Here is a 12,510-nt window from a genome sequence, read left to right as displayed (position 1 = left end):
ACGGTTCGGACGCCTAGGGGGCAGTCGTGAAATCCAGCACGTTTTCGGTGACGATCCGCGGTCCGGTCGCCTCGGCCACGGCGACGCGGTTCATCGACACGTGGCGGACCGGCATGTCGCGTTCCGCCCGGATCAGGCATTCGAACTTCGCCTTGCCGACGGTGACGTCGCGGACGTGCAGACCCTCGATCGGGGTCAACCGGCGCACGTAGGTCGGCAGCAACGTCTTCCACTGGTACAGCACGTCCGTTTCCACCGCGAGCACGCCGCCCGCGATCGTCGTCGCGCTGACGCTGGTCATATGGATATTCTTCACGAACCCGCCGCGCCGTTCGTTGGTCTTGACGTAGAGCAGGTTGTTGATCGGCACCGCGTGATCGTCCGCGCCCTTGCCGTCGCCGACGAACTGGCAGTCGTCGACCAGCACGTTTTCTATGCCGGCGGACAATTCGCTGCCGATCGCCATCAGCTGATGGCCGTTGAGGATCCGGCAGTTGCGGACGACGACGTTGCGACATGGCTCGGCGAGGCGCCAGGCATCCATGTCGCGGCCCGACTTGACCGAGATCGCATCGTCGCCCTGATCGAACTGGCAATCCTCGATCAGGACGTTGCGGCTCATTTCGGGATCGATGCCGTCGTTATTGTGGCCGTGCGCCCGCACCTTGATACGGCGGATGACCACGTCGCGGCACATCAGCGGATGCAGCGTCCAGAACGGGCTGCCCTCGATCTGAATATCTTCGACCAGGACGTTGCGGCAGCGGTTGAACTGGATCAGCTGCGGGCGAAGATTGTTCGCGCCGACCGCCATCTGCCGTTCGCTGACCGGAACGTTGCGATAGGCCATGTTATACAGCGCGATCAGGGCATCCATGTGGGGTTTGGGCCGGGCGGACCAGATCTTCCACCGGTCCATGACCGGTTGCAGCCGCCCCGGCCCGGTGATGGCGACGTTCTCGCAGCCGAACGCATAGACGAGCGGGGAGTAATTGAAGCATTCGATCCCCTCCCACGACGTTTGCACCGCGGGCAGGTAATCGGCGGGATCGTCGGAGAACAGCAGCGTCGCGCCCCGGGCGACGTGCAGGTTCACGTTGCTTTTGAGGTGGATCTTGCCCGTCGGCCACGCGCCCGCAGGAACGACGACGATCCCCGATCCGGCGGCATTCGCAGCGTCGATCGCGCGGGCGATGGCCGCGGCGGTCCGCGCCCGATCACCCTGCGTCGCGCCGAAGTCGGTGATCGGAAACCGCCGGCTACCGCGGAAATCCGGTATGGCGATGGTCGGCATATCGAACGGCGCTGGCACGGACACCTGCCGCCGTGGCAATGTCGCCGCCGTCGCGCCGATCCCGAGCAGCGGCAGAGTGCAGGCGCTGCGGATCAGCGAGCGGCGATCGAACAGCGTCGTCATAGCGTGACTCCTCCCTTTTGGAATGCAAACCTGCCCTGATCTGAATGGCTTCGCAATGTGGAACGGGCCTCGAACAGTTGAAAGTCCGTTCGTCAGCGGATGGCGCGATGCGGTCGGACTGGCCCATCTTGCCGGGTGGAACGTTATGAGGGCATGATGTCGAAAAGCCGGCTCGTCCGCCGCATTGCCCCGCTCCTTCCCTGGCTGGTCCTGCTGCCCGCCGCCGCCGACGCCCAGCATGCCGCGGACGTCGTGGCCGACGGAGCGGCCAGGATCGATCCGTCCGCGGTCACGGACCCCGCGATGCGGTCGCTATACGCCAAGGCGCAGTGGCGGATGCTCTGGACGGCCGCGGCTGCGGACGCCCTCGACACGGCGCTTGCCGCCCGCGATCGGCACGGGCTCGATCATGTCCGGTTCCAGCCCCTCGCCGCTCCGGATGCGACGGCGGCGGACCGCGATGTGGCGCGTACGCGGACCGCGCTGGACTATGCCCATGCGCTCGCCAGCGGCCGGACCGACCCTGCGGCGCTGCATCAGGTCTATACCTTGCCACGCCCGAAGGCGGACGTGGCCGCCGGGTTGTGGACGGCATTGCAGGCCGGCACGCTGGCGACCTGGTTCGACACGCTGGCGCCCGGCGATGCGGAATACCGGCAGCTGTCCGACGCCTATGTGCGCTTCAGCCGCGCCGCCGCGGCAGCGCCGCCGGGACCGGCGATCGCGGCCGGCCTCATCCACGTCGGCGATACCGATGCACGCGTGCCGGCGGTTGCGGGCCAGCTGGCGGACAGCGGCTATCTGACGGCGCCTGCGGCGGAGCCGGCGACGACCGCCACGCTCTACACGCCGGCGATGGCAGAGGCATTGAAGGCGCTGCAAACCGATTATGGCATCGCTGCGGACGGGGTGGTCGGCCCCGCCACGCTGAAGGTGCTGAACCTTGGCGCCGGCGATCGGGCGCGGGCGCTCGCCGTCGCGCTGGAACGGCGACGGTGGCTGGCGCGCAATCCGGCGGCGACGCGTATCGACGTCAACACCGCGGCGGCACAGCTGCGCTATTACCGCAACGGCACGCTGGTCGACACCCGCAAGGTCGTCGTCGGCGAGCCCGGACGGGAGACGCCGCCGCTGTCCTCCCCCATCTACCGCCTGGTCGCCAACCCGACCTGGACCGTGCCGAAATCGATCCAGAACGGCGAGATGGCGAATGTCGGCGCCGACTATCTGCAGGCGCACAATATGGTCCTGCGCGACGGCTGGATCGTCCAGCAGCCGGGGCCCGACAATGCGCTGGGCCTCGTCAAGTTCGACATGGCGAACGACCAGGCGATCTACCTGCACGACACCTCCGCGCCGGCGCTGTTCGAGCGGAGCCAGCGTCATTTGAGCCACGGCTGCGTGCGCGTCGAGGATGCGTTGGGCTTCGCGCAGATGCTGGCGGAGGACGAGGGCGTCACCGATGCGTGGCAGGCGGCGCAGGCGAGTGGCGAGATGACCTTCGTCCCTCTGCCCACCCGCATCCCCGTCAGGCTGTTGTACCATAACGTCTTCATCGGCGATGACGGCGCAATCGCATTCCGGACTGATCCCTATGGCTGGAACGATGCGGTGGCCGAACAGCTCGGCTTTGCCCGGGCATCCGCCAGACGGGCGGAGGCGAAGGCGATCGACATCGGGCCGTGATGCGCGGCGGCACGGCGGTGTTGACAGACGCGCGCCGCCGCTCGCACGGATCGCATCGAGGAGATGGCATGGCCGCAGTCGAAATCACGCAGCTGACCAAGCGGTTCGGCGACAGCGTCGCATTGCATCCGACCGACCTTGCCGTCGAGGACGGTGAATTCCTGGTCCTCGTCGGCCCGTCGGGATGCGGCAAGTCGACGCTGCTTCGGATGATCGCCGGGCTGGAGGAGCCGACCTCGGGGCGGATCACTATTGGCGGGCGCGACGTGACCGATGCGGCGCCATCGGACCGGGGCGTCGCGATGGTCTTTCAATCCTATGCGCTCTATCCGCAGATGACGGTCGCGCAGAACATCGCCTTTCCATTGAAGGTCGCACGGGTCGCCAAGCGCGAGATCACCGATCGCGTCGCCGCGGTCGCCGCCATGCTCGACCTTGGCGAATTGCTCGATCGGCGTCCGCGTGCGCTGTCCGGCGGGCAGCGCCAGCGCGTCTCGATCGCCCGGGCCGTGGTGCGCAACCCGCGCGTCCTGCTGCTCGACGAGCCGCTGTCCAATCTGGACACCGCGTTGCGCGCACGGATGCGCCATGAGTTCGCCCGGCTGCATCAGCAGTTGGGCAGCACGATGATCTACGTCACCCACGATCAGCTGGAGGCGATGACGCTCGCCAACCGCATCGTCGTGATGAGCGAAGGCCGCATCGAGCAGGTCGGCGCGCCACTCGACGTCTATCGCCGTCCCGCCAGCCTGGCGGTCGCCGCCGCCATCGGATCGCCGGGCATGAACCTGTTGCCGGTGACGATCGTCGCCGCCAGCGACGAAGGCGCGACGGTGCGGCTGCCCGACGGCGGAACGGTGCACGCCGCGGTCCGCGTTCCCGACGGGGCGATCGGCGCGGCCGCCACGCTGGGCGTCCGGCCCGAACATCTGTCGCCTGCCGATGACGGTCCGTTCGCCGGTGCGGTCGAGCTGTTCGAGCGGCTCGGCCCCCTCTCCTTCGCGCATCTCGGCGCGCAAGGCGCGATCGGCACGATCGTCGCGCAGCTGCCCGGCGAGCGGGCGGTGACGCTGGGCGAAACGTTGCGCTTCGCGGTTGCCGCCGCCGACACGCACCTGTTCGGCGCCGATGGCCGCGCCTATCCCTTGATGCTGCCGCCCAGCAGCCCGGTCAGATAATAACGCTGCAGCGTCAGGAACAGCAGCAGCACCGGGATCGTCGTCACCACCGCCGCGGCCATCATCAGCTCGCCGTCCGCGGCATGTTCGCGGGCGATGGCGGCGACGGCGACGGGCAGCGTGTAGAGATGCTGGTCGGCCAGCACGATCAACGGCCACAGGAAGTCGTTCCAGCTGCCCAGGAACATGAACAGCGCCAGCGTGACGACGATCGGCACCAGCAGCGGCAGGACGATATGGACGAAAACGCGCCCCTCGCTGGCGCCATCGATCCGCGCCGCGTCGATCATCTCGTCCGGGATCGCCAGCGTCGCCTGCCGGACGAACAAGACCGCGAAGATCCCCGCGAGGCTAGGCAGGATCAGCCCGGCATAGCTGTTGACCAGCCCCAGTTCCTTGAAGATCAGGAACAGCGGCAGCATCGCGACCTGCCCCGGCACCACCAGCGATGCGATCAACAGCTGCAGCAATCGCTCGCGGCCCCGGAACCGCAACTTGGCAAAGGCATAGCCCGCCGGGACGGTCAGCAGCAGGCCCAGCACCGTCGAGATCGCCGCCACCCCCAGGCTGTTGAGCAACGCGGGGACGATCCGATAGTCGAACCACCCGCCATCGACCTGGCGCCGAACGAGCAGTTCGTAATAATTCTCGCCGGACCAGCGCGACGGCCACAACGGCGTCGGCAGCGTCGTCGATTCTCCGCGCGGCATGAACGACACGATCACCATATAGGCGAGTGGCGCGATTGTCAGCGCGGTCAGCAGGGCCGCCGCCGTGGTCGTCACGACCGTCCGCAGCCGTTTCACAGCCATTCCTGCCGCCTCCCGATCCGGGTCTGGACGATCGTCACCGCCAGGATCATCAGGAACAGGATGAACGCGACCGCGCTCGCCTGTCCCAGGTTCCACCATTTGAAGCCTTCGTCGAACATGAAATAGAGCACCGTCGTCGTGCTCTGCGCCGGTCCGCCGAGCGTCATCACATAGGGTTCGGCGAAGATCTGCAGGAACCCGGCGACACTCATCACCGTCGCGAGCAGCAGGGTCGGCCCGATCGCGGGCAGCGTCACATGGCGGAAGCGGCCCCAACGCGACGCGCCGTCCAGCCGCGCCGCCTCCATCAGATCGCCCGGCACCGCCGACAGCGCGGCGGTGAACACGATCATGTTGTAGCCGAACACCTTCCACGTCACGAAGATCAGGATGGCGGGGATCGACGTATGCGGATCGCCCAGCCAGTCGACCGGCGCCACGCCGAGCGCAGCCAGCGCGCGGTTGATGAGGCCGAAGCGTTCGTTGAACAGGAACCGCCACACCACCGCGGTCGCAACGATGCTGGTGACATAGGGCGCGAAGAGCAAGACCCGCCACAGCGGTTTCCACCGCACGGTCGCATCGTTCAGCAACAGGGCGACGAACAACGAGGTACCGATCGCCATCGGTACGCCGAGGGTGGCGAACAGCATGGTGTTGCCAAGCGCCCGCCAGAACAGCGGTGTCGACAGCAGTTCGTTGAAATTGCCCAATCCGACGAAGCGCAAATTCGCCCAGTCGGCAAGCGCGTAGATCGAATAATCGGTGACCGACAACCCCAGCGCAAGGATGGTCGGCAACACGAAGACGAATGCGATGATCGCCAGTACGGGCCCCGAAAACAGCCAGCCGGCGCGTTCCTGCCGGGTCATGAGATCTTCCCTGCCTCGACCAGCGCACGACGCTTGGCCAGCAGGCGGTCGACCCGCCGATTGAGCCCTGCGAGCGCCCCGTCCAGCGTTTCGACCTTGCGAACGATGCGTTCGGCGGCGAGCTGGATTTCGATCTGGATGCGTTCCCACTCGATCACCCGCGGCGCGGCGGCGGGCTGGCGCATCTGTTCGGCGAACGGGCGCAACACCGGGTCGGCAAGCTGGGGCCCGTGCCAGGCATCGCGGCGTGCGGGCAGATTGCCGATCAGCCGCTGATATGTCAGCTCGCTGTCGATCGAGGTCAGATGCCGGACCAATGCCCATGCCTCGCGCGGTCGGCGGGTCTGGGTGGACACGCACAGACTGGCGCTCAGTCCGGATACCGGACCCAAGCCGTGCGGCCCGGCGAGGCGGGCGGTATCCCAGCGATCGCGCGGGATCAGGTCGGCCCGCCGGGCGAAATCCTTCAGCGTCGGCGGACCGCTCGGCCAGACCGAACAATAACCGGTCGCGAACGCCGCCACCGGGTCCTGGATCTCGGTCGACAACGCCATCGGGGCGAAGCCGTCCGTGTAGAGCGAGGCATAATAGGAAAAGGCGGCCCGCGCCTCCGGTGTCTGGAACGCGCCGCGCGTGTCGTTGTCGCGCAGCATGGTCGCGCCCGCCTGCGACAGCATCGTGACGAGCCCGGTCGGCCAGTTGAGCAGCATCAGGAAAACGTAATCGTCGGGCCGGCGCCGCTTGATCGCCGCTGCCATCGTCCGCCAGCCGTCCCAATCCTCCGGCGGACGCTCGTAACCCGCCTGAGCCAGGATATCACGGCGGTAGAATTGCACCTGCGGCGCGACCGACCACGGGACCGCATAGTCGCGCCCGGCGACCCTGGTCGATTCCAGCACGCCGGGAAACATGTCGCGCACCAGCGCCGGTGACGTCACCGGCGCGATCGCACCGATCGTCGCGAATTCCTGGACCCAGCCGTTGAAGAGCATCAGCACGTCCGGCATCGCGCCGCCGGCAAATGCGGTCAGCAACTTTTCGTGGCTGGCAGTGGTCGGCAGCGATTGCACGTCGACATCGATGCCGGTCGCGGCGGTGAAGGCGGGCATGAGCAGCGGCGAATAATCGCCCTCCCAGCTCATCGCCCACATCGCCAGCGGCCGGTTCGATGCCCGGCGTGGCGCACAGCCGGCGGCGGCCAGCGCAGGCAGCAGCCCCAGCGCGCGCCGCCGCGTCCATTCGTCGACCGTCCTGTCGTCCCCCATCGCGGCGACGATGGCGCATCGGCGCGGCGCGCACCAGACGTGGGCCGATTAAATCACGCGGAAACAGACATTTCTTAACCCTGATCGGTCCGGTTCCGATTGAACCAGCCTGACAGATGGCTCTAAGGATCGGGCAATATCGCCGGCGGGGCCCAGGCCGGCACACAGGGAGAGTATGATGTCGCGTATCGATCGCCGCCGCGTGTTGCTTGCGGGCGCGACCTTGTTCGCGGCGTCTGCTGCGCATGCCCAGACCGTCCCGCCCGCCGCGACGCCCACACCGGACGCGCCGATCGCCGCCACACCCACGCCGGTGTCCGATACGGCATCCACGGGCGATGACATCGTGGTCACCGGATCGCGCATCCGCCGCCCCGATTACGAGGCGCCCAATCCGATCGTGTCGTTCGGTGCTGCCGACCTCCAGCAATCGGGCAACACCAACGTCACCAATTTCCTGCAGCGCGTGCCGGCGCTGACCAACTCGCTCGACAACACGCGCACCGCCGGCAGCAACCAGGTCGACGGCAGCTTCGGCCAGGTCGGGCTCAACCTGCTCGACTTGCGCGGGCTCGGCCCGACACGGACGCTGGTTCTGGTCAACGGCCGCCGCCACGTCGCCGGGCAGCCGGATACCGCCGCCGTCGATATCAACGCCATCCCCACCGACCTGATCGAGCGCGTCGACGTGCTGACCGGTGCCGCATCCGCCGTATATGGGGCGGATGGCGTATCGGGCGTCGTCAATTTCATCATGAAGCGCGATTTCGACGGCCTGTCCGCCCGTTCCCAGTTCGGCATTTCCGATCGGGGCGATGCCGCCAACCGCTTCGCCTCGCTCATCGCCGGCCGCAACTTCGCCGGCGGCCGCGCCAATGTGACGCTGGCATACGAATATAACGCCGACCAGCCACTTGCCAACGACGATCGCGGATACCTGTCGAACGGCGAGCGCCAGTTCTTCGTCAACGTCGACGGATACGACCCGACCCGTGCCGGCAGCTATCAAAAGGCACCGCTGGGCGACCTGCGCTATCCGTACAGCTCGAACCAGGGCATCGTGTATATCGGCGACCAGACGTTCCGCGGCGACGGCGCCGTCTATACGCCGGGCCGCTTCCTGGCGAACGATGGCTATACCGTCGGGGGCGACGACACGCCGGTCGCGGGCTATATCGGCGACATCTATCCGCGCACCCGCCGCCATGCGGTGAACGCACTCGCCCATTTCGATGCCTCGGACGCGTTCAAGGTCAGTGTGGAGGGCAAGTTCGTCCAGTCGACCGTCACCAGCTTCAGCGGCTATGGCGGCAATTACCCGGCCACGATCGCGCTCGACAATCCGTTCATCCCGACGAGCATCCTCAACGCCGCGCGTGCCGCCGGCCTGACCTCGGTCGAGGTCAACCGCAACAATTTCGACATTCCCCGCCGCGGTGAAACTGACCGCCGCCGCACCTGGCGCGGTGTTGTCGACATCACCGGGCGGCTGACCGACCACGCCAGCTACGACGTCTCGTATACCTATGGTCAGACCGACGTTCGCGCGACCAAGCTGAACGATCGCCTGAGCGCCAACTTCGTCGAGGCGCTCGACGCCGTGCGCGGGCCCGGCGGCACCATCGTCTGCCGCTCTGCTACGGCCCGTGCGGCGGGGTGCGTGCCGGTCAACACCTTCGGGGGCAACACCGTCGATTCCGCCTCGTTCGCCTATTACCTGCGCAATCCGGAAAGCAATGCGCGCATCACCCAGCATGTCGCCAACGCCTCGCTCAGCGGCGATTTCGGCCAGTTCCTGACGCTGCCCGGCGGCCCCGTCGCCTTTGCCGTGGGCGGCGAATACCGGCGCGAGTCGAGCCGCTTCACACCTGCGCAGGCGCTCGTCGACAATCTGTTCTATCAATATGACGAATACATTATCCCGACCCCGTCGACCGGCCGCTTCGACGTGTGGGAGGCGTTCGGCGAATTGAACGCGCCGCTGATCAAGGACCGGCCCTTCTTCCACTTGCTGTCGGTCGGCGCGGCGGGGCGCCATTCGGATTATTCAACGGTCGGATCGACCCGTGCCTATCAGTTCAACGGCATCTGGGCGCCGATCCGCGCGATCAGCCTCCGCGGCTCCTACGGCCGGTCGGTGCGCGCGCCCAATATTGGCGAATTGTTCCGTCCGACGACGGGGTCCAGCGCCTTCTTCTCCGATCCGTGCTACGTCGGCAACCGCAACCTCGGCAGCGCGACGCGCGCCGCCAATTGCACGACGCTGATTTCGGGCCTCGGCGGCAATCCCGCCACGTTCACGGCCCAGAACAACCCCGATGCGACGATCTTCATTCCCGGCTCGGTGTCGGGCAATCCCGACCTGAAGGCGGAGGTGGCGCGGACCTGGACCGCCGGCGTGGTACTGCGGCCCGACTTCGTGCCCGGCCTGTCGATCGGCGTCGACTGGTATGACATCAAGCTGCGCGGCGCGATCAACAATCCCGACGGCAACGCCGCCAACAGCATCGCCGAACTCTGCGTCGACCAGCCAACGCTGGACAATCCGTTCTGTAGCCAGATCAGCCGCCGACAGGGAACCGGCTTCATCAACGGCTATACCATCCGTCCGGCCAACGTCGCGGCGTTCCGCACCGCCGGGGCCGAGCTGAACGTCGCCTATCGCGTCCGTACGGCCGGCATCGGCACGTTCGACCTGCGGCTGGTCGGCGGTTACCTCGACACCCTCGAACAGATCGCAACGCCGGGCGCGGAGATCGAGAACAACGTCGACCAGATCTTCCGCCCGAAATGGAACGCGACCTTCTCGCCGACCTGGATCAACGGCGCGTTGACCGTCAGCTATAATCTGCGCTGGCAAAACGGCGTGCGCCGATTCAGCCGGTTCGAGACCGACGGCAATGCGACGCTCGTCGATCCGCGGTATTTCCGTTACAAGGCGCTCTGGCAGCACGACCTGCAGGCGCAGGTCGCGGTGGGCGAGGACTTTGCGTTCTATGGCGGCGTCAACAATCTCGCCAACCAGAAACCCGATATCGGCTTTCAGACCAACGTGCCGATCTCGCCGGTCGGCCGCTATCTTTACGCCGGCGCAAAGCTGCGGTTCGGTGGCCGCTGAGCGCGATCGACGCGCTTGATATCGAGCGCGAAACTGGCATGGAGCAGCGATGCTCCATGCCCCGATCCTGTTCACGCCGCTCGCGACGTATGACGTCATCATTCCCTGCCACAACCGCGCGCACGTCGTCGCCGACGCCGTGGCCAGCGTCCTTGCGCAGGACCCCGCGCCCGCTCGCGTGATCGTGGTCGACGACGGATCGTCCGACGACAGTGCCGCGGTGATCCGCGGGCTGGCGGCAGCTCATGACACCGTCGAGGCGATCGTCCTGCCGCGCAACGTCGGTGCGTCGCAGGCGCGCAACACCGGGGCCGGCCTGTCGGGAGCGGACTGGATCGCGTTCCTCGATAGCGACGACGTCTGGCTGCCGGGCGCTGCCCGCGCCCTGCTGGATGGCGCCGGTCATGGCACGGCGGATATCGTCGTCGGCCATTTCGCGCGGGTCGAGAGCGACGGCGCCCCGCAGGCGCCCGAATGCGGCTGGGACGGCGGGTGCATTCGCCGCGGGCTTGCGAGCGGCGGCGTGATCGGGCCCAGCTGGTCGATCGTAGCGCGTGCGGCGGTCGAACGCGTCGACGGCTTCGATCCCAGCTTCCACAATTGCAACGACTGGGACTTCTACACGCGCGTCGCGGCGGCGGGTGCCCGCTTCGCGCGCATCGATACCTGTGTCGCGCTGTACCGGACGGTCGCCGGCAGCCGCCTGGTCAACGACACCGCGATCGGCGCACGCAACGCGCAACGGGTCCTGTCGCATCCGTATCTTGCCGACCTGATGGCCTGACCGTCCGCGCACCCGCCGTTGGCGTGGACGATCAGCTCGGCACGGTCGGCGAGAACAGCCGGCAGTCGGAGCGCGCATTGCCCGACGCGCCGCTGTCGTTGCGCACGATATAGTCCGTCCGTTGGCGGACGTTGAACGCCTGCAGCCGCCGGATGGTCCAGCCCCTGAACAGGCCGATCGGCGTGATCGGTTTGTAGGTGTACACGACCTCCGCCACCATGACCGCAGTGCCCGTGGAGGCGGCGATCATATTGTCCGACGGCCCCATGCCGAGGATCATCGACTTGGTCTCGACGGCGCCGTGGTCCGTGTTGGCGGTGCTGTCCAGGTTCGTCACCGCGGCTCCTGCGGCGTCGAGGGGAAGACCGTAGCTGGACGTGACGTTCAGGGCACCGGCACACCGCTGCCAACGGATCCACTGGCGATATCCGTTGGGGTTGGCGGTCGTGACGCTCGTGGCGCCGCCCGTCGTATTGGTCCGCTGTTCCAGGTCCGACAGGATGATCCGGCCATTGGCGGCGAAGGCGATCGGCTCGCCGATCTTCTTGGCACCCATCATCAACTCATTGATGTCGGTTTCATCGATCGACGTTCGGACCCGTCCGGCATTGTCGGCAACCGTCATCGCGATCTGCGACATACGAAGACTGGCCGACATGAAATTGGCCGTTTCCAGGCCGCCAACCCCGAGCAGCAGGATCAGCGGCAAGGCGAACGCAAATTCGACCAGCGCGACCCCGGAACGATCCCCTGACAGCCTTGCGGCCCGACTGATGGCGGTGTGCGCCAACCGCGCGGATATCACGTGCATTTGATCGCCGGTTCGGCTTGCGAGGCATAAGGCTGATTTTTCATCATGGTCGTACCGGTGACCGTAGCGGTCGACGAAAAGCCGAAGAGTTTGGCGGCCGGCAGCAGATCCGGATAGGTGACCGTCGCCGTGTAATAGACGATATCCTCCGATCCCCCCGTCCCGCTCGATCCCGCGTCCGCATCCCATACGCCGTTGCCGTTCAGGTCCTGAAAGCAGTCCCCCTGATTAAACGTCCCCAGCGGTGCCGTATCCGTGGTGATGGGTTCGGGCTTTCCGACGTTGGCGAAGTCGTAATAACTCGTCGGCACGACCGACACCGACGCTTTCGGGACGATCTTGACGATTTGCGTCTTCACCAGACTGGTGAGTGCAGCTGTGGTCGTCGAGGTCCCCACCGTCACCTGCCGAGCGGATTGTTCGAGGGCCCCCTGCAACTGGATCCCGACGTAGGCCTTGAAGCCCAGATCCAGCAGACCGATCATCAGGAGCACGAGGCATGGCGCAACGATCGCGAATTCGACGATCGTTATGCCCTTGTCGTCGCGCAACGACGCGACGACGGCC

At 66.7% G+C, this 12,510-nt stretch carries 10 protein-coding genes; 4 read left to right on the top strand and 6 right to left on the bottom strand.

The genetic code is table 11. The features are described from left to right. Nucleotides 1-13: 13 nt before the first annotated feature. Nucleotides 14-1,417: a glycoside hydrolase family 28 protein gene (locus GTH33_RS12370; protein WP_163958648.1), complete on the bottom strand. Its 1,404-nt coding sequence runs from the start codon at nucleotides 1,415-1,417 to the stop codon at nucleotides 14-16. A gap of 153 nt (nucleotides 1,418-1,570) precedes the next feature. On the opposite strand from GTH33_RS12370, the gene GTH33_RS12365 reads away from it, so the two are divergent. Together GTH33_RS12365 and GTH33_RS12360 are read left to right on the top strand one after the other, a co-directional pair. Beyond that, complete coding sequence (locus tag GTH33_RS12365; protein WP_249054888.1) at nucleotides 1,571-3,103, top strand: L,D-transpeptidase family protein; 1,533 nt, start codon at nucleotides 1,571-1,573, stop codon at nucleotides 3,101-3,103. A gap of 68 nt (nucleotides 3,104-3,171) precedes the next feature. Further along, nucleotides 3,172-4,281: an ABC transporter ATP-binding protein gene (locus GTH33_RS12360; protein ID WP_163958647.1), complete on the top strand. Its 1,110-nt coding sequence runs from the start codon at nucleotides 3,172-3,174 to the stop codon at nucleotides 4,279-4,281. Here GTH33_RS12360 and GTH33_RS12355 read toward each other — a convergent pair. Genes GTH33_RS12355 through GTH33_RS12345 form a run of 3 tightly spaced genes read right to left on the bottom strand, consistent with a single transcriptional unit; the run spans nucleotide 4,242 to nucleotide 7,230 of the window. Beyond that, nucleotides 4,242-5,087, bottom strand: a complete 846-nt coding sequence (locus tag GTH33_RS12355) for a carbohydrate ABC transporter permease (protein WP_249054887.1) — start codon at nucleotides 5,085-5,087, stop codon at nucleotides 4,242-4,244. The two genes, GTH33_RS12360 and GTH33_RS12355, sit on opposite strands and share 40 nt — an antisense overlap. Then, on the bottom strand, nucleotides 5,084-5,965 hold the full coding sequence (locus tag GTH33_RS12350; protein ID WP_163958646.1) for a carbohydrate ABC transporter permease: 882 nt from the start codon (nucleotides 5,963-5,965) through the stop codon (nucleotides 5,084-5,086). Before GTH33_RS12350 ends, GTH33_RS12355 begins: the two co-directional genes overlap by 4 nt. After that, nucleotides 5,962-7,230, bottom strand: coding sequence for an extracellular solute-binding protein (locus tag GTH33_RS12345; RefSeq protein WP_163958645.1), 1,269 nt, complete (start codon nucleotides 7,228-7,230; stop codon nucleotides 5,962-5,964). The genes GTH33_RS12350 and GTH33_RS12345 overlap by 4 nt, the downstream gene beginning before the upstream one ends. A gap of 175 nt (nucleotides 7,231-7,405) precedes the next feature. Between GTH33_RS12345 and GTH33_RS12340 the strand changes: the two genes are divergently transcribed. Together GTH33_RS12340 and GTH33_RS12335 are read left to right on the top strand one after the other, a co-directional pair. Further along, complete coding sequence (locus GTH33_RS12340) at nucleotides 7,406-10,348, top strand: TonB-dependent receptor plug domain-containing protein (RefSeq protein WP_249054886.1); 2,943 nt, start codon at nucleotides 7,406-7,408, stop codon at nucleotides 10,346-10,348. 49 nt (nucleotides 10,349-10,397) lie between these two features. Beyond that, nucleotides 10,398-11,132, top strand: a complete 735-nt coding sequence (locus GTH33_RS12335; protein ID WP_163958644.1) for a glycosyltransferase family 2 protein — start codon at nucleotides 10,398-10,400, stop codon at nucleotides 11,130-11,132. Between the two features lie 31 nt (nucleotides 11,133-11,163). On the opposite strand, the gene GTH33_RS12330 is transcribed toward GTH33_RS12335, so the two are convergent. Then, the gene (locus GTH33_RS12330) at nucleotides 11,164-11,922 is read right to left on the bottom strand and encodes a TadE/TadG family type IV pilus assembly protein (RefSeq protein WP_243848239.1); all 759 of its coding nucleotides are present in this window, start codon (nucleotides 11,920-11,922) and stop codon (nucleotides 11,164-11,166) included. An 11-nt stretch (nucleotides 11,923-11,933) separates the two neighbouring features. Continuing rightward, nucleotides 11,934-12,494 (bottom strand): TadE/TadG family type IV pilus assembly protein, encoded by a 561-nt coding sequence (locus tag GTH33_RS12325; RefSeq protein ID WP_212592670.1) that lies wholly within the window; start codon nucleotides 12,492-12,494, stop codon nucleotides 11,934-11,936. Between the last annotated feature and the right edge of the window lie 16 nt (nucleotides 12,495-12,510).

The organism is Sphingomonas insulae (assembly GCF_010450875.1).
GTDB classification, from domain to species: Bacteria; Pseudomonadota; Alphaproteobacteria; order Sphingomonadales; family Sphingomonadaceae; genus Sphingomonas; species Sphingomonas insulae.
The sequence above is the reverse complement of the archived record's forward strand: the minus strand, read 5'-3'. Positions and strand labels throughout refer to the sequence as shown.

Bases quoted from the DNA above. Each gene is read 5' to 3' on its own strand.
- GTH33_RS12370 (WP_163958648.1), bottom strand. From the start codon at position 1,417: ATGACGACGCTGTTCGATCGCCGCTCGCTGATCCGCAGCGCCTGCACT.
- GTH33_RS12350 (WP_163958646.1), bottom strand. From the start codon at position 5,965: ATGACCCGGCAGGAACGCGCCGGCTGGCTGTTTTCGGGGCCCGTACTG.
- GTH33_RS12365 (WP_249054888.1), top strand. From the start codon at position 1,571: ATGATGTCGAAAAGCCGGCTCGTCCGCCGCATTGCCCCGCTCCTTCCC.
- GTH33_RS12340 (WP_249054886.1), top strand. From the start codon at position 7,406: ATGATGTCGCGTATCGATCGCCGCCGCGTGTTGCTTGCGGGCGCGACC.
- GTH33_RS12335 (WP_163958644.1), top strand. From the start codon at position 10,398: ATGCTCCATGCCCCGATCCTGTTCACGCCGCTCGCGACGTATGACGTC.
- GTH33_RS12345 (WP_163958645.1), bottom strand. From the start codon at position 7,230: ATGGGGGACGACAGGACGGTCGACGAATGGACGCGGCGGCGCGCGCTG.
- GTH33_RS12360 (WP_163958647.1), top strand. From the start codon at position 3,172: ATGGCCGCAGTCGAAATCACGCAGCTGACCAAGCGGTTCGGCGACAGC.